16 protein-coding genes are annotated in these 16,999 nt (G+C 48.1%); 7 read left to right on the plus strand and 9 right to left on the minus strand.

The window, feature by feature from the left end; translation table 11 throughout:
• Nucleotides 1-3: 3 nt before the first annotated feature.
• The 3 genes from HGH91_RS03400 to HGH91_RS03410 are packed head-to-tail and all read right to left on the minus strand — an operon-like array spanning nt 4 to nt 4,158.
• Complete coding sequence (locus HGH91_RS03400) at nt 4-2,298, minus strand: FdhF/YdeP family oxidoreductase (RefSeq protein ID WP_247651641.1); 2,295 nt, start codon at nt 2,296-2,298, stop codon at nt 4-6.
• Nucleotides 2,291-3,139 carry a formate dehydrogenase accessory sulfurtransferase FdhD gene (gene fdhD, locus HGH91_RS03405; protein ID WP_168737041.1) on the minus strand — a complete coding sequence of 283 codons (849 nt, stop codon included), beginning with the start codon at nt 3,137-3,139 and terminating at the stop codon, nt 2,291-2,293. The genes HGH91_RS03400 and fdhD overlap by 8 nt, the downstream gene beginning before the upstream one ends.
• A gap of 8 nt (nt 3,140-3,147) precedes the next feature.
• Nucleotides 3,148-4,158, minus strand: coding sequence for an NADP-dependent oxidoreductase (locus HGH91_RS03410; RefSeq protein ID WP_168737042.1), 1,011 nt, complete (start codon nt 4,156-4,158; stop codon nt 3,148-3,150).
• A gap of 139 nt (nt 4,159-4,297) precedes the next feature.
• Here HGH91_RS03410 and HGH91_RS03415 point away from each other — a divergent pair, with 139 nt between their 5' ends.
• Complete coding sequence (locus tag HGH91_RS03415; protein WP_168737043.1) at nt 4,298-5,161, plus strand: neutral zinc metallopeptidase; 864 nt, start codon at nt 4,298-4,300, stop codon at nt 5,159-5,161.
• 68 nt (nt 5,162-5,229) lie between these two features.
• Here the strand turns inward: HGH91_RS03415 and pncB are convergent, their stop codons facing one another.
• The gene (gene pncB / locus HGH91_RS03420) at nt 5,230-6,396 is read right to left on the minus strand and encodes a nicotinate phosphoribosyltransferase (protein ID WP_168737044.1); all 1,167 of its coding nucleotides are present in this window, start codon (nt 6,394-6,396) and stop codon (nt 5,230-5,232) included.
• A 60-nt stretch (nt 6,397-6,456) separates the two neighbouring features.
• Here pncB and HGH91_RS03425 point away from each other — a divergent pair, with 60 nt between their 5' ends.
• The 3 genes from HGH91_RS03425 to HGH91_RS31175 all read left to right on the plus strand — a co-directional run bounded on the left by HGH91_RS03425 (nt 6,457) and on the right by HGH91_RS31175 (nt 8,042).
• Entirely contained in the window at nt 6,457-6,855 is a 399-nt protein-coding gene (locus tag HGH91_RS03425; protein WP_168737045.1) for a GRAM domain-containing protein, read from the plus strand.
• Nucleotides 6,856-6,949: 94 nt separating this feature from the next.
• Nucleotides 6,950-7,396 carry a DinB family protein gene (locus HGH91_RS03430; RefSeq protein ID WP_168737046.1) on the plus strand — a complete coding sequence of 149 codons (447 nt, stop codon included), beginning with the start codon at nt 6,950-6,952 and terminating at the stop codon, nt 7,394-7,396.
• Between the two features lie 4 nt (nt 7,397-7,400).
• Nucleotides 7,401-8,042, plus strand: a complete 642-nt coding sequence (locus HGH91_RS31175; protein ID WP_168737047.1) for a phosphatase PAP2 family protein — start codon at nt 7,401-7,403, stop codon at nt 8,040-8,042.
• Here HGH91_RS31175 and HGH91_RS03440 read toward each other — a convergent pair.
• The 5 genes from HGH91_RS03440 to HGH91_RS03460 all read right to left on the minus strand — a co-directional run bounded on the left by HGH91_RS03440 (nt 8,034) and on the right by HGH91_RS03460 (nt 12,853).
• Nucleotides 8,034-8,555, minus strand: a complete 522-nt coding sequence (locus HGH91_RS03440) for a hypothetical protein (RefSeq protein WP_168737048.1) — start codon at nt 8,553-8,555, stop codon at nt 8,034-8,036. The two genes, HGH91_RS31175 and HGH91_RS03440, sit on opposite strands and share 9 nt — an antisense overlap.
• A 428-nt stretch (nt 8,556-8,983) precedes the next feature.
• A complete protein-coding gene (locus HGH91_RS03445; RefSeq protein ID WP_211092185.1) occupies nt 8,984-9,817 on the minus strand; it encodes a phosphatase PAP2 family protein in 834 nt (277 codons plus the stop codon).
• Nucleotides 9,818-9,873: 56 nt separating this feature from the next.
• A complete protein-coding gene (locus HGH91_RS03450) occupies nt 9,874-10,392 on the minus strand; it encodes an FUSC family protein (protein ID WP_168737049.1) in 519 nt (172 codons plus the stop codon).
• 36 nt (nt 10,393-10,428) lie between these two features.
• Nucleotides 10,429-11,976 (minus strand): S10 family peptidase, encoded by a 1,548-nt coding sequence (locus HGH91_RS03455; RefSeq protein WP_247651642.1) that lies wholly within the window; start codon nt 11,974-11,976, stop codon nt 10,429-10,431.
• Between the two features lie 85 nt (nt 11,977-12,061).
• Entirely contained in the window at nt 12,062-12,853 is a 792-nt protein-coding gene (locus HGH91_RS03460; RefSeq protein ID WP_168737050.1) for an AraC family transcriptional regulator, read from the minus strand.
• A gap of 86 nt (nt 12,854-12,939) precedes the next feature.
• On the opposite strand from HGH91_RS03460, the gene HGH91_RS03465 reads away from it, so the two are divergent.
• Genes HGH91_RS03465 through HGH91_RS03475 form a run of 3 tightly spaced genes read left to right on the plus strand, consistent with a single transcriptional unit; the run spans nt 12,940 to nt 16,949 of the window.
• Nucleotides 12,940-14,274 (plus strand): TolC family protein, encoded by a 1,335-nt coding sequence (locus HGH91_RS03465; protein ID WP_168737051.1) that lies wholly within the window; start codon nt 12,940-12,942, stop codon nt 14,272-14,274.
• Between the two features lie 3 nt (nt 14,275-14,277).
• Nucleotides 14,278-15,351, plus strand: a complete 1,074-nt coding sequence (locus tag HGH91_RS03470; RefSeq protein WP_168737052.1) for an HlyD family secretion protein — start codon at nt 14,278-14,280, stop codon at nt 15,349-15,351.
• Nucleotides 15,352-15,353: 2 nt separating this feature from the next.
• Nucleotides 15,354-16,949, plus strand: a complete 1,596-nt coding sequence (locus HGH91_RS03475) for an MFS transporter (RefSeq protein WP_168737053.1) — start codon at nt 15,354-15,356, stop codon at nt 16,947-16,949.
• Nucleotides 16,950-16,999: the final 50 nt, after the last annotated feature.

The raw sequence follows: 16,999 nt of genomic DNA on the forward strand, positions 1-16,999 counted from the left end.
GTACTAATTTTTTATGTCAGATGATTTTATTTGAATGATCACCAGTTTGGAAGTGGGCGTGTTGCTTTTGTCTGCCACACTGTCAACAGGGACCAGCACATTGGTTTCCGGGAAATAAGTAGCGGTACATTTTTCCGGGATATCATAGGCTACAATAATGAAGCCATAAGCCACGCGCTCCGTTTGCCCATGATAGTTATACAGGTCCACTACCTGGCCTGGCTGAAATCCGCCGTCAGCAATATCTTTCGGATGCATGAATATCACCCGCCTTTCATGGTATACGCCACGGTAACGGTCATCCAGACCATAGATGGTAGTATTAAACTGGTCATGGCTGCGAATTGTCATCATCATATGCTCGCCGGCAGCAAGTGGTGTCTTGAGTACGGACGCAATATTAAAATTAGCTTTACCGGTAAGGGTATTGAATTGCCCTTTCCTGGCGCCGTTGGGCAGGTAAAAGCCCCCCGGATGCCTTACTCGTTGATTATATTGATCGAAGCCGGGAATTACCTTTTCAATATCGTTACGGATATGATCATAATGTTTGGCATAATCATTCCATGGTACACGGGAATCTTTTCCGAACAATGCTGTCGCCAGCTCACAGATGATGACGGGCTCGCTTTTCAGGTGCTCAGATATCGGGTGCAGGTTCCCTTTCGACATTTGAATAACGCCCATTGAATTTTCGCAGGTAACAAACTGGGCTTCTCCGTGCAGCAGGTCTTTGTCGCTGCGGCCCAGGCATGGCAGTATAATGGCTTCTTTACCATGTACAACGTGGCTGCGGTTTAATTTCGTAGATACGTGTACGGTAAGGTCGCAGTTACGCAGTGCGGCAGCTGTATATAAAGTGTCAGGTGTAGCAGAGAGAAAATTGCCTCCCATAGCCACGAACACTTTTGCCTGGCCCTTGTACATGGCGTGGATGGCATGCACCACATCATACCCGTGCGCGCGGGGTGGATTAAAGCCATATACCGCCTGTATATTGTCAAGGAAGGCATCAGCAGGTTGTTCGTAAATGCCCATGGTACGGTCGCCCTGCACGTTGCTATGGCCGCGTACGGGACAGGTTCCGGCGCCCGGCTTTCCTATGCTGCCTTTCAATAATAGCAGGTTTACCACTTCCCGGATGGTATCTACGGCATTTTTGTGCTGGGTAAGGCCCATAGCCCAGCAGGCTATGATTTTCTTTTTATGGAAGAGGGCCGCCGCAGCGGCTTCTATCAGTACCGGATCTACGCCACTGTCGGCCATCAGCTGTGATAGCTGCTGTGTTTTCAGGTGCTGGATATAGTTGTCGAATCCGTTGGTTTGATTGGCAATAAATGCGTTGTCAAATACTGTGCCCGGATGACGTTCTTCTTCCTGTAACAGCAGCAGGGACAGGGCTTTAACCAACGCCATGTCGCCATTGATCTTTACCTGTAGAAAAATATCGGTGAGATGTGTTTCTATCTGCAAGACTCCCTTTACCGTTTGCGGATTAAGGAAGTTAAGTAGTCCTGTTTCTTTGAGCGGGTTAACTGAAATAATCGTTGCGCCGTTCGCTTTGGCTTTCTGAAGGGCCGTGAGCATGCGGGGGTGATTGGTGCCCGGGTTTTGCCCAAGTATAATAATCACTTCTGCCTCGTGAATATCCTCCAGGGTTACAGATCCTTTTCCTATGCCCAGGGAGTCGTTGAGTGCTACGCCACTGGACTCGTGGCACATGTTGGAACAGTCGGGCAGGTTGTTGGTACCATATTCCCGTACCATTAGCTGGTAAAGAAAGGCGGCTTCGTTACTGGTTCTGCCGGAGGTATAAAATACGGCTTCGTCGGGTGAGGATAAGCGCCTGAGATGAGCGGCAATGCACTGGTAGGCATTTTCCCAGGAGATGGGGCTATAGTGGGTAGCTCCTTCGGCCAGGTACATGGGTTGGGCTATCCTGCCTTTTTTACCTATTTCATAATCGGTTAGTTCGCCGAGTGCTGCGATGCTATGCTGCGCAAAAAAGTCGGGCGTGAGTTTCTTCGTGGTAGCTTCTTCTGCAATAGCCTTAGCGCCGTTTTCACAGTATTCGGCGATCCCGGATCGTTCATCATCTGGATCGGGCCAGGCGCAGCCGGGGCAGTCGTACCCGTCTTTCTGGTTCAGTTTCAGTAATGCTTTCATGCCGCGAAAGGCATTCATTTCTTCCAGCACGTGCCGCATACTGGATATTACTGCCGGGATGCCCGCTGCGACTGTTTTTGGTGGTCCGAGCTTAATGCCGGTAAACTTTACGGGATTTTCTGCGCTATCCATGTTGGGTGGTATTTTGTGGAACATCAATAGTGGCGGCGCCGCTATAGATGTTAAAACGATCTTCTTTCAGGAAACCTACGAGGGTAATATTCCATTGCTCCGCCATTTTTACTGCCAGGCTGGAAGGTGCGCCGATAGCGGCGATCACCGGTATGCGGGCCATGGCTGCTTTCTGGATCAGCTCAAATCCCGCACGTCCGCTGAGGAGCAAACCATATTGCTGCAAAGACATCGGTGATTGCTGCATGGCAGCGCCTATTACTTTGTCGACCGCATTGTGCCGGCCAATATCTTCCCGCAGCAGCAATAATTGCCCGCTGTCGTTGAACAAGGCGGCGGCATGCAGGCCTCCGGTGCTGTCAAATACGGATTGCTGATGCCGGAGTAAGTCCGGAAGCCGGAGCAGGGAAGGGGTGGTCAGGGTGAAAGTATGTTCACTAACGCTCACGCCTGTACGAATGGATGATAGGTTGGTTTTACCACAAACGCCGCAGGCGGCTGTAGCGGCAAAATTGCGTTGCACTTGTCCCAGCCGGGCGTTGACCGAAGGTTTGAGGTGCACGGTGGCAATGTCGCCATCTTCGGTAGATGATAAAATAACTTCCTGGATATCATCACTATGGGAGATGATGCCTTCTGTAAATAAAAAGCCGGCAGCCAGTTCCATATCGTTGCCGGGCGTACGCATGGTAACGGATATGTTTTGCTGCCGGCGATTATGAGAAGGCCCATGTACCAGCCTGATTTCGAGCGGATCTTCTGTAGCCAGGATATCGTTGGTGTCGGTGAATCCTGCCACAGCTACTTTTCTGACGCGGGTATGAACAATAGCATTTGTCATACGTAAAATTACACTTTCACTACCATCTTACCACTGTTTTTCCCGGAAAATAATCCCAGTAAAGCAGCGGGTAACTGGTCGAAACCTTCTACCACGGTTTCGGTATATTTTATCTGGCCCGCCTTTATCCATTCCGACAGTTGTTTCACGCCTTCTCCGAACCGGGCGGAGTAATTGCCAATCGTGAAACCCTGCATCAATATACTCCGCGTAACCATGAATGGCTGGATACGGGGACCAATTGGCACTTCGGTAACGTTGTACAATGCTATCTGTCCGCAGAGCGGCACCCTGGCGAAGAAGTTCAGATGCTTCATCACCGCGTCGGAAATTTCGCCCCCGACGTTATCAAAATATATATCAATGCCATTAGGGCATACCGCGGCAATGGCGGCATCCAGGTTATGGTTGTCTTTATAGTCAATAGCGGCATCGAAATGAAAGGTATCTGTGAGCAGCTTTACTTTTTCGGCGCCTCCGGCGATACCTACCGCCCGGCAGCCCATTATTTTGGCGATTTGTCCCACGATGATTCCTACCGCGCCGGCAGCACCGGATACCACCACGGTTTCACCCGCTTTGGGTTTACCGATATCTACCAGGCCAAAATAGGCCGTTAATCCCGGTACGCCCAGGAGGCCCAGATAGTAGGTAGGAGGAATGCTGTTATCAATTTTCCGGAGATGGGTACCCGGAAAGATAGCTGCCGTGGCCCAGGGCAAAAAAGGACGGGCGCCTGTAGCCATGACGAGGTCACCGGTTTTGAATTGATCGTCCCTGCTGGTAATGACTTCCCCTACGCCTGCCCCCTCAATAGGCTCTCCTACCTGGAAGGGCGGGATATAGGATTTAGCGTCATTCATACGTCCACGCATATACGGATCTACCGAAAAGTAAAGCGGTTTTACCAGTACCTCTCCGGGCTGGGGTTCCCGGAGACTGCTTTTAACGGTGTTAAAGGTATGATCGTCTGGTAACCCCTGGGGACGGGAAGCCAGCAGGATTTGTTTGATTTGCATACGATGGTATTTTGGCGTTAAGAAAGGTGCTCCAATAATAACAGCACCGGGATGTTTTTGTTTAGCATAAAAGCCCTACATATGAAAGAAAAATGTACATTCGGGGTAAGAAACTTCACCCTTAAATTTTAGATCTACTATGCGTCTTGATGATGAAGAAATGAGCGACAACGTCGAGAAACGTACCGGTGGCGGTATGCGCAACATTGGTATTGGCGGCGGAATTGGCGGTATTATCATTATAGTGCTGGCGCTGCTCTTTAAGCAGGACCCTCAGCAGGTGATGCAGGCGGTACAACAGGCACAAGGCCCCGGTCAGGGACAGGGTACCTCGGAGAAACTGACCAAAGAAAATGCTTCTCCCTTTGAGATCATGTCTTCCAAAGTATTACACAGCACAGAGCGGGTATGGAAGCTGGAATTCCAGGAAAGGAACAAAACCTATGAAATACCTGGTATGGTATCTTTTGAAAAAGGAACGGAGTCTGGTTGCGGCTTTGCAGAATCGGCCATGGGCCCCTTCTATTGCCCGGCAGATCGTAAGGTATACCTGGATGTTTCCTTCTTTGACGAGCTGGAACAACGTTTTGGGGTGAAGGGCGACTTTTCCAAGGCTTATGTAATTGCCCATGAGGTAGGTCATCACGTTCAAAATCTATTGGGCATCAGCGGAAAAATGCAGGCAATGCGTTCCAGGCTGAGCGAAAAAGAATATAATAAACTGTCGGTGATGCTGGAACTACAGGCCGATTTCCTGGCAGGAGTTTGGGCTAACCGCGCCAATAAAATCAAACCCTTCCTGGATCCGGGAGATATAGAGTCGGGGTTAAGTGCTGCCAGCGCTGTAGGTGATGATCGCCTGCAACAGGCGGCCACCGGCCAAGTGGTACCGGATGCCTTTACCCATGGTACCTCTGCTCAACGCATGTTCTGGTTTAAAAAAGGATTTGAATCAGGAGATGTTTCCCAGGGAGATACCGGCATTGGATTGGGAAGCTGGTAAGCGTTTAGAAGACTTTAAAATAAAAATCGGTCACGTGATATCACGTGACCGATTTTTTATTTTGAGATTTATATGGCCAGCATTTCCTTCGCCAGTTCAATCATTTTTTCGTCCCCGGTATATTTACCGCTTACATCAGACAGCTTCACTACCGGTGTCCATCTGGGCGCGTCTTCCGGCAGGGCCTCATACATTTTGATAACGATATTCAACGCGGTAAGCCCTACATCGTTGGTGAAGTTGGTACCAATACCGAACGACATGCCTATTTTACCGCGACAATAGTCAGCGATATGCGCTACTTTATCATAGTTCAGTCCATCTGAGAAAATGATCGTTTTGCTGAGCGGGTTCACGCCTTTACTGATGTAATGGGCAATGGTTTGTTCTGCAAACAAGATTGGGTCGCCGCTATCGTGGCGTACGCCATCAAATAGTTTTGCGAATTTTTTGTCAAACTGTTCGAAGAAAACGGCCGAAGTATAGGTGTCCGATAAGGCAATACCCAAATCTCCCCGGTATACGTGTACCCAGTTTTCCAACCCCAGCATATTGGCCATTTTAAAACCGTATTTGGCCGCGTGAAACATAAACCATTCGTGTGCATGGGTACCTACCGGCTTCACCCCGTTGCGCATGGCCAGGTGCACATTACTGGTGCCGATAAAACATCCTTCCCCATATTGCCGCAGGGCTTTCACCACCAATTGATGTACTGCCAGGGAGTGCCGGCGGCGGGTGCCAAAATCGGCGATGGTAATACCCATCTGCTTATATTTTTCAATTTTCTCCCGGGTAATCCGGGTTACTTCTGCATCGCTAACCCGTTGCTGTCCTGTAAGCTGATAATACAATTCACAGATCAGCGACATCAATGGTACTTCCCAAAGAATGGTCCGGTACCAGTATCCATCGGCATGTACTTCCAGTTCCTCCCCATGCTGCGCAATATGCACCTCGGAAGGATTGTAGCGGTATCCCTGGAGAAAATCGAGGTAAGTAGGATCGAGGTAGGGACAGGTGATCTGCAGGAATTCTTTTTCTTCTGCCGTTAGCTGTAACCGGGCCATATCATTCACCGCCGCTCTCAATGCCTCCGCAAAGCCAGGAGGAAACGAATGCTTGCCCCGGTTGATAAAGGTATAACGGGCACGCGCCTTGGGAAACAGTTTAACCACTCCATGCTGCATGGTGAATTTGTAGAAGTCATTGTCGAGAATCGATGTCAGGATCATGGTCTGTTATTTAGATTCACAATAATATTATATTTTTGCGGCTAACCATATTGTTAATCAATGCAACGAACCATCAAAGTTAAATGGCCCCTTAACCCACAGGAAACCATTTTGTACAAAGTGAATGCAGTTTACATCAAGAACAGCTGGAATGCTAAGCAGGGAGCCCTGTACCTGACCAACGAACGAATTGTTTTTGAAGCCAAACCGATGCTGATGTTTCTCTTATTTGGTGTCATTGGCTGGCTGCTTACCCGCAACAAGAAAGCGATTGAATTCTCTTTATCGGATATTACAGACTTCCAGAGAACCAAACATGGATTCAACAAAAAAGTGGCGTCTTTTAGTGTGATCGATGGCGCCAACTATCGCTTTGGTATTGGTGGTAAATGGGAGACTTTTGATCTCGCTTACCAGAAAGCAATGCTCGATGTACAGCCGCTCTTTAGTGTAAAATAGACCTTTCCCATTAGGTACTGCAATATTTGACAGGATTCGCATTGCCGTTATGCCCTTTGCCGCGGCAATGTGAATCTTTCGCTATCTTTAGATTATGCTTACCAGTATTTTAATCAATTTATTTGAGCGGGATCTCAGCAAACTGGAACAGGAGATCGCTGCTTATGAAACCCAGGAAGGGATCTGGAAGGTGCCTGCCGGTATCAGCAATTCAGCAGGAACCCTGTGCCTGCACCTGTGCGGTAACCTGCAGCATTTTGTAGGCGCTATACTTGGGAAAACGGGCTACCTGCGGGACCGCGACCGGGAATTCCGCGACAGGAACATTGCCAGGGAAGATTTGCTGGTATTGATAGGTACTACCCGCCGTATTACACTGACGGTGATTGCCGACCTGGAAGCAGAAGACCTGGAGAAATTGTACCCGGAGAAGGTATTTTCCGGAACTATGTCTACCGGGCATTTCCTCGTACACCTGTGCACCCATCTTAATTACCATCTCGGCCAGATCAATTACCATCGCCGTTTAACCCAGTCGTAAATTCATGCGTGTTTTTCTGGAGCGCTTTAAGCAGGTATACCTGCGGCTAACGCTTTTTTTATGGCCACTGATAACCGTGCTGTTAGGAATATTGCTGGCCCGCTTGACGGTGAGCAGAACTACTGCTTATTTTTTCATCAATCATTTACATACCCCGGCAGGGGACTTGCTATTCCCGTATATCACCGAATTGGGCAGTACGGTGGCTGCCATCCTCTTAAGTGCGGCGTTATTGGTATTCCACAGGCGTATAGGTATGGTACTTGGTTCGGCTTATCTTTTTACGGCTGCTATTGGCGGCGTATTGAAGATATGGATCGGGTTTCCCCGTCCACACCGTTATTTCGCACATCGTTTGCACGATATCTATTTTGTACCTGGTGTACAGGTGCTCGATAATTTCAGGAGTTTTCCTTCCGGTCATACCATTTGTGCTTTCACAGCAGCTACGGTATTGGCCTACTATGCACGTAACAGGTACTGGTCGTTGTTATACCTGGCGCTGGCCATGCTGGTAGGATATTCCCGCATGTATATGAGTCAGCATTTCCTGGAGGATGTAACGGCAGGCGCTGTATTAGGCGTTTTTTTCACAATGGTCTGGCTAAGTTTCTTTGGCGGAAAGGAAGAACAGTTATCACGATAAAAGGTCCTTCCTGGCTTCCATGGCCTGTATCAGGGAGTGCTGATGCTGGTGAAGCAGGTCGTTGTATAACCTGGCGGGGACGTACGGTTCTTTCGCTTTTCCTTTATAATGTGCCGGTGCGGGTATATATCTTGCCCATAGTATTTCATAGCCGATATAGATCTGGTATTTCCCTTCGCGGACATGATCGCTGTGTCCAAGCCGGCGCTCTTCCCCGGGTGCGAGGTTTTCAATCAGGCGGGCCTGCCGTGTAGTGCCCATCGCGGTGGTAATTACCTGGTCCACCGCCACGGTCATAAATCGTTTATCGGAGAGGTTTTTAACGCTGCGGAGATATTTGGAAACACTGAATACACTATTGGAAATGCCAACAATGCGTACGGTGTGTATCGCATCTTCTCCGGGAACAGGCTTTAACCGTTTTTCTTTAATGCGGGCCTGCCGGAAACTACGGGTTCTGAAATGAATATACCATAGGGTGAAAAAGGAAAAAATAATGACCGGAATGTACATGATTAACAGGTTTTGAGGGTAGTAGAAAGAAACATGGGAGTCAGATTTACATCGTTAACTACAGCAGGTTTGGTGATATTTAAATGTTCAATTTGATAACACTAAAATAGCCGGATTCATTAGTGCAACTGTAAATCCAATGTTAACAAAAAACAGATTTACACAGGATACCGTTCTCATAGGATGGCTACAAAATGGATCTTTTTTCTCACGTTAACAATTAAATCACAAAATTTATCGACAGAATCCTGCAACTTTGCCACATTGCCAAAAACAGGTGTTTGTAGCCAGGTCAGCTTTAGGGGGTTAACCCCCATATACTCCACTTTTAATACTTTTTGATTTTCTTTAATACAATGTGCACAGTATCAATAGCCTTTTAAGCTAGTGGTATTTTCTGTATAGAATATATTTATCATGTATGGTTGTTAGCGGGGAAAGAAGATAAAGCTAAGTCCTGCGCTATGAAACTGAGGATTATAATAAGGCATCACCACTTTATCGGCGTGTTCAGATTTACCTTTAAACAGTTTTTGCTGTATCCAGGGATATACCCAGTAGGCTGCTTTGGTACTTAAAATACCTAAACCTGCCCCGGCCACCACATCGCTTACCCAGTGCTTATTGTTGTATACCCGTAATGCTCCGGTGGCAGCAGCGGCGGCGTATCCGGCAATGCCATACCAGGGAGATACATCTTTATACTCCTGCCGGAGAAATTCAGCAGAAGCAAAGGCGGTAGCCGTATGTCCAGAGGGAAAAGAAAGAAAATCGGAGCCATCGGGGCGTTCTTCATGTGTCCAGTGCTTGATCCCCTCAGTAGTACCGGCTGTAAACACAGCTGCCAGTCCGAGGATGATGGTACGGTCACGGAAGTTGTGCTTACCATGTATACCCAGGGCATTCAGCGCGTACACTGCTGCTACAGGTGAATATTGCAGGTAATTATCAATTTGCGTGCGGAAGGTAGGGTGGTCTTCTTTTACTTCTGTCTTGGTGCTGGTATTCACATCCCGTAAGGTAGGATTGTTCAATGCAATAAAGCCATATCCCAGCATCACTGCCGGTATAGCAATACCTGCCACTGTGCTGTGAAAACGTTCAGGGGGCGTCCATCCCAATTGGCGGGGCGAGGGAACAGCTGTTACAATATGCGATGAATCAAACTGGGAAGGAAGGGAATCAATCTCCTGGGCAATTGCTTTATCAGAGAAGGTAAAGGCGCCTAAAGCCAGTCCCGCTGAAAATATCATTTTCTTCATATCTCTCCTTAATCGCCCAAAAATAGCGGCCAATTCTGTAGGAAATCTGTACTTGCCTATTCCCCGCCACGATCCGGGGTTCGGGGGAGTATTATTTCGGCAGTTTGACGGGTATACTTATTATGGAAAAGGAAAGTGATCACTAAGCCTAACAAACAACCGGCGAGCACCGATAATACCCTGGCAACCGCTGTATCCCAGGCGTGGGCGCCGGCTTCGTGGGTCATCACGATGATAGTAGCCGCCAACGCGGTTCGGGTAGCCGCTTCCAGCTTCAGCAGGTTGCAGATCACCACAGTGATAAATACCGCCGCACACATCATCAGCAGCATGTTGGGATGTACAAGTATCAGCAGAAATCCCGAAATGGCGCCTACTACGTTGGCCTTTATACGTGTAACCGCCAGCGTTACCGCGTCTGAACCGTCCGGCGATAGCACCAGCATTACAGAAATTAATACCCAGATGACATCTTCATATCCCGTCAGCCAGGATAACCCCAGTACCAATAGTACGCCGGTTACGCATTTCGCTGCATATGTCAGGATCCTTCTTATACGTTGTTTGTCCAACATGCTGCAATGATAGTAATTTTATGTTTTCAGCTCTCCTTAATACTTTGCCGGCTGCCCGGATTTGGGCATCGATGCCTTAATAAAAGCACGGATATCGTTGTTGCCGGTAGCCAGGTCGTCTTTACGCAGGTACATCATATGTCCGCTGCGGTAGCCATGCCAGGAGAGCCTGTCTTTCAGGCGGCCGCCCGGGTCCATTTGCCACATGCTGTATTTGGCATTGAAATAATCGCAGGCGCCATCATAGTAGCCCGACTGGATCATGACATGCAGGTAAGGATTGGCAGCCATGGCCTGGCGCAGGTTTTCCCCGGTGTTATCATTATTACTATCCCATGGATGCACAGGCCCAAACATCAGGTATTTCAGATCAGTTTTAAAATCCAGTTCCTGCCGCAGGTAAATATTGATGGCGGGTGTAAACGCATGTAACCAGGAGGTAAGTTCTGCGTTGTAATCCGGGCCGTTCCCTGCATCTTCCCGGTCCATGCCGAGGTAGCGGGAGTCGAGGCGACCCACGGTATAGCCTTTGTCCCGCAGCAATTCTTTCCAGAAGAAATTAGGCGGTACATTGAGATTGTGCTGCAATATTACTTTCTCTGACAGACCGGAATAGCGGGCCATTTTGGCGGCAATGGCCTTACGCTGCTGATCGTCGAGAAAGCCTCCCTGGCTGATAGCGGGTATCAGCTCATGGATGGTAAAGTCTTCGACTTCCGGAAGTACGGCGGAAAGGTCTTTTTGTTGTAAATCGGGCGACAATGCCTTATGGTACCAGGCAGTGGCTGCGAAATAGGGCAGGCGCAGGGCGGCATCTACCGGACCGTTGCGCGATATGCCCAATTCTGTGGGCGATACCAGGATTACGCCGTTCAGGTACATCCATTGTGCATTTTGCAATTCCAGCGCGAGTCCCGATACCCGGGTGGTACCGTAGCTTTCCCCAATCAGGTACTTAGGAGAAGCCCACCTGTTCTGGCGGGAGACAAAAGTATTGATCCATTCGGCCAGGTAGCGGATATCGGCATTTACGCCAAAGAACTTTTCACGGGGTACATCTTTGCCGGTGATTCTCGAAAAACCAGTGTTGGCCGGATCTATATAAATGATGTCCGCAATATCGAGAATAGACTCTGGATTTTCGTGTATGCCGTAAGGTTGTACGGGATAGCCTTCATCGTCGATGTTCAACAACCGGGGACCGGTATAGGCAATCTGCATCCATACGGAAGGCGTACCCGGACCACCGTTAAAGGAAATAACCAGGGGACGGTTTGCGCGGTCTTTGACATCTGTTCTTTCATAATAGGTATAAAAGAGCCCGGCCAATACCTTTCCGTCCTGGTCCCATACAGGCTGTGTACCGGCAATCGCTTTATACGGGATCTTCTGGCCTTTCACCGTAACATCGTGGTAGGTGATGACCGTTGTATCCGGGTTGAGAATAACAGTTCCGTACTGCGGTGCATTTTCTTTAGAAGGTACCGGCGGCTTCGTGTTTTTTTGTTGTGCCTGTAGCTGTGACAGTCCAAAAGTGCCTGACAGCAATAACGATAGCATCAGTTGCTTGCTCATTATATTCATGGATCGGATCTTGATTGGATTTAAAGATTATGCAAAAGCCGCATAAATTCAAATACTTTAGGATGAGTGGAGCAAGGCTGCCTGGTTACTGCTGAAAATCACTAGGCCTTCTTCCCACCAGCTTAAAGAAAGTATTGCTGAATGCAGAAACGCTGTTGTACCCAGTATCCCAGGCTATTTCATTGATGGTTTTCTCTGTCTCCAGCAGGTATCCCATGGCTTTGATCATCCGGGCCAGCTTCAGGTATTGAAAGAAAGAGATGTCCATGGTGGCGCGGAAAAGTCTTGTCAATGTACGCTCGCTGTAGTTGAATGCATGTCCCACCGATTCCAGGGTAAGCGGCTCAGCAAGGTTTTCCTGTATATACCTGAGCACGGGCTGCAACCGGGGATTATCGGTAGTGGGCAAAGTAATAGGAAGGGGTACGGAGCTGATTTCAGGCAGCATGTCCTTGATGGCCTTAATGAATGTAAAGCGCTTATCGCCCGGCAATATGTCTCCGTCCCATTGGGCTGTATGCAGGATCATTTCCAGCAGCAGGTTGCTGACCGGGTAAATACCTGTCTTGGTATAAAAAGGATCGTCCTGGTCTTCCGGCTCACTGAAAAAATAAATAGTACGTACAAAATTCGCCGGGTACCGGTGCTGAAAATAATGTTCTACTCCTGCGGGCACCCACATATAGTGCCGGGCGGGCAGAAAGTAGGTTTTATCTTTTGTATATAAAAAAGCAGCGCCTCCTTCAACATAGGTGAGCTGTCCTTTGTTATGCTTATGGGAGGAAAAATGATGTTCTGTTTTCCAATGCCATACATAGGCTGATTCCGGGATGGCATCAACAGCGTTCAATATCAGTAGTGGATCAAAATCGCTCATTTGGCCGGATCTAACAATTTTATGGCAATTTATAGAAAATAAATTAACTAATCGGGTTGGAACTTTGCATCTTCATCACTATAAATATGTCTAGAATTACTAATAAGTGGCTGGCAGGAGGGGTGTTGATTGCACTTTTCACCACACAGACAGCCCTTAGTCAGGCCCCCGAGAAGAACACCCTAACGTTAACGGATGTATGGAAAAGAGCTGATGCTTACAACCGGCAATTGCAAATGCAGTATCTCCATGTACAAAGTATGGACGAACGTACTAAAACAGCCAGGGATGAGCGTTTACCAGAAGTGAAAGCCAGTGGCTTATATGCCCGCGTATCCAATCTCGCTATCTACCAGGACGGATTATTACATTCCCCCACGCAATATCCCGTGGTGCATGCTTATTACCAGTTTGGGGCAGATGCCTACCTGAATGTATATAACGGGGGAAAAACATCCCGGGAAATCAAGGCCAGGCAAACCGAAGCGGAACTGGCCACAGAACAAAAAAATCTTACTGTTACAGAAATACATTATAAAGCGGCAGCAGCCTACCTGGATATCTACCGGGGACGGATATACGAAAAAGTATTGTTGCAGGATATCGCCGAAAGGGAAAAGCAACTGGAGGAAATCCGCCACCTGCACCAGAATGGGGTGGTATTGAAAAGTGATGTACTTCGGGCCGAGCTGATGCTATCCAAACAAAAAATGACCCTGCTCGAAATACGGAATGGGATACAGATCTCCAACCAGCGGCTGAATATCATGATTGGTCAGCCAGACAGCAGCAATAACCAGCTATCCCTTGATACACTGGTAGTGCCGCAGGCGCCGGTACGCAGCTACGAAGACTATCTTGCTGATGCTTACGAGCACTCATTTGTCTTTAAGATTTCAGAGAAGGAAACCGCATTGCGTGAATTGAAACTGAAGGATGTAAAAAGTAACATACTCCCTAAAGTAGGATTGTATGCGGAGTACGCCTACACCTATCCCCAGATACTTTTTTATCCTTACTCCATCGCGTTATATGGACTGGGACAAACGGGAGTGAAAGCGGCGGTTCCCATCTCCGCATTTTATCAGAATAAGCATAAAAAGCAGGAAGCAAAGATCAACCTGGAGCGCCAGGAAATAGAACATGCCGATACCAAAGACCAGGTGCGCGAGGAGGTACAAGCTGCCTACCTGCGCTACACAGAGGCGTTAACACGCATCCAGGTAGCCAACGACAATATCACACAGGCAAAAGAGAATTTCCGGATTGTCAATAATACCTATTTCAATCAGCTGTCTTTGCTCACAGATCTGCTGGACGCAGAAACGCAACTGCTGCAGTCCCGCTTTGACCTGACCACAGCTGAAGTAACCGCACAATTACAATACTATCAATTATTGAAAGCAACAGGCAACCTTTAATATATGAACAAGACGAACACCAACACCACTACTAACAAAACCGACAGACTCATTTCCCGTATTACTACTATCATTGCTGCGATCGTGGTAGTATGCCTGGGTATTTGGGGGATAAGCACCCTGTTGCAGCACTGGAAGTTTGAGGAAACCAACGATGCACAAATCGACGAGTACATTAATCCCGTTGTAGCCAAGGTAACCGGCTATGTAGAAGAGATCCGCTATGAAGAAAACCAGGAGGTAAAAAAAGGTGATACGTTGATTATCATAGATAACAGCGAATATGCCGCGCAACAACAAGAAGCGGAAGCCTCGTTGCTCAACGCCCGTGCGCAGGTAACTGTGCTGGAAAGCAGTGTTACTACCTCGGCGCAGACAGCCAGGGTATACGAATCGCAGATAGCGGCGGCCAAAGCAAAACTTGTAAACCAGGAACAGGAATATGATCGTTACAAAAAATTATATGATGTAGAATCTGCCACCAAACAACAGCTGGAGAAAGTAGAGGCCGCGTTGGCAGTAGCCCGTTCTGATTACAAAACCGCGGAGGATGCCTACCAGGCATCGCTGGCTAAGATCAATGATGCCAGGGTACAGCAGAGCGCCCTGAATGCAGAAATAAAGAGGAGAGAAGCCGTAGTGACCAAAAATGATCTTAACGTATCCTACACCATTATCACAGCGCCCTATAACGGTAAAATGGGACGCCGCACCATACAACCCAAGCAGCTGGTGCAGGCAGGGCAGGTGCTGGCTTATATTGTAGACTGGGAAGCGGGCAAATGGGTAGTGGCCAATTTCAAAGAAACACAGATCCGCCATATGAATATCGGTGAAACCGCGAGCATAGTAGTGGATGCTTTCCCCGGAAAGAAACTCACAGGAAAAATCGAATCGCTATCCGGCGCCACTGGCAGCCGGTTTTCACTGTTGCCGCCGGACAATGCCACCGGTAACTTCGTAAAAATAGCCCAGCGCATCCCGGTACGTATACGCCTCAGCGGCACACCGGAAGAGCTGAAGCAGCTGTCGGCCGGGATGAATGTGAATGTGTCCGTCGCAAAAGAACGTCAATAACTATGGGGCAAAGTAAACAGATATTTCGTTCCTGGGTGCCTGAATGGTTGATCCGGTTGACAATTTTCCTGGTGCTGTTTCCAACAGTGATGCTATTTGCGTTATCGACGGCTAACGTGAACGCAGCTACGGGATTTTATGGCGCCGAACCCCAGGATATTCAATTTTCCATGCTCTTGTATTATGCCGCCCTGGTGGCTTTTACCCCGTTGGAAAAACGCTTTTTCAGCCGCATCGCTACCAAGGAATATTTCCTGATTTGTTTGGTGTTGCAGGTAATCGTTACTTACTGGTGTTATCATACCAGGGAAGTGGCAGTGCTTTTTATCTGCCGTTTTTTACAAGGTATTCTTAACTGTGGCGTCACCAGCATCTGTTTAACATTGTTGTTTAGCAGGCTGAAGTCGGAGCACGCGCGTGAAACCGGTTACGCCATTTTTTACGGGATGATCCTTTGTTCGGGTTCTTTAACTTCGCTGATCACTGCCCCGCTGGTAGACGATTTTGAGTACAATGTGTTGTATAAGATGGTCATTTACACCTTTGTACCGGGAGCTACCTTGTTATTGTTGTTGATGAACCGGGTGCACCTTGTGCGCCGGGTACCGCTTTACCAGCTCGACTGGACCAGCTTCTTCCTATATGCGCCGATGCTTATTTTATTGGGGTATATATTGATCTACGGGCAACAATATTACTGGCTACAGGATCCCCGGATTGTTGGAAGCGTCATTGGCATTGTATTGCTGACCGCTACGTTTGTGGTCAGGCAATTGCATCGCAAGCGCCCGTTCATTAATATGGAGGTATTCAAATCCAGATCATTTATATTTGGAATTACCTTACTGGGCGGCCTGTACCTGATCCGCGGCGCGTTTAATATTACCACCAGCTACTTCTCCAATGTATTGGGAATGGACCCGTTGCATACGTATGAGCTGTTGAGCTATAACCTGGTGGGGATTGTGATAGGAGCCATTATTGCAGCGAGACTGGTTATAAAAAAGCGCCCCTTACAATTCATCTGGCTGGTAGGCTTTTTCCTGTTATTGGTATTTCACAGTGTCATGTACTTCCTGTTTACGTCTGAGGTAGACGAGGCTACTTTTATATTGCCACTGCTGCTACAGGGAATGGGAGCAGGGATGTTGCTTACGCCGATTGTATTATTTATCATTTCGTCCGTGCCGGAAGCCATTAGCGTATCCGCTTCCACCGCCGGAGTGTTTATCCGTTTTACATTCTTTGGATTAAGTACGGCGCTGATCAATTATTTCTCGCTTTATTTTACCAGGACGCACGCCACGCGACTCAGCGACGGTGTATCCAGGGTAGATAATGGTTTGGCAGAACGTTTACAAATTTACCAGGCGGCGCTGCAGTCCCGTGGATTAATGGTAGACCAGGCAGCGCGGCTGGCGCCGGGTTTATTGGATAAAGCCATCCAAAAACAAGCCTTCCTGAAATACGCAATGGACTACTATGAGCTGATCGCCATCCTGATAATGATATTAATGCTCTTAATTGTGATAACGCCTTATATTAGTCGCACCAGCATTAACGTAAAAACGAAGCAGCCTGCTGCGGCTACGGTATAGGTTAAACGATATGATGATAATCTTATCATGAGCCTGTGTGACAGGAATAA

It is taken from the genome of Chitinophaga eiseniae, from assembly GCF_012641265.1.
GTDB lineage: Bacteria > Bacteroidota > Bacteroidia > Chitinophagales > Chitinophagaceae > Chitinophaga > Chitinophaga eiseniae_A.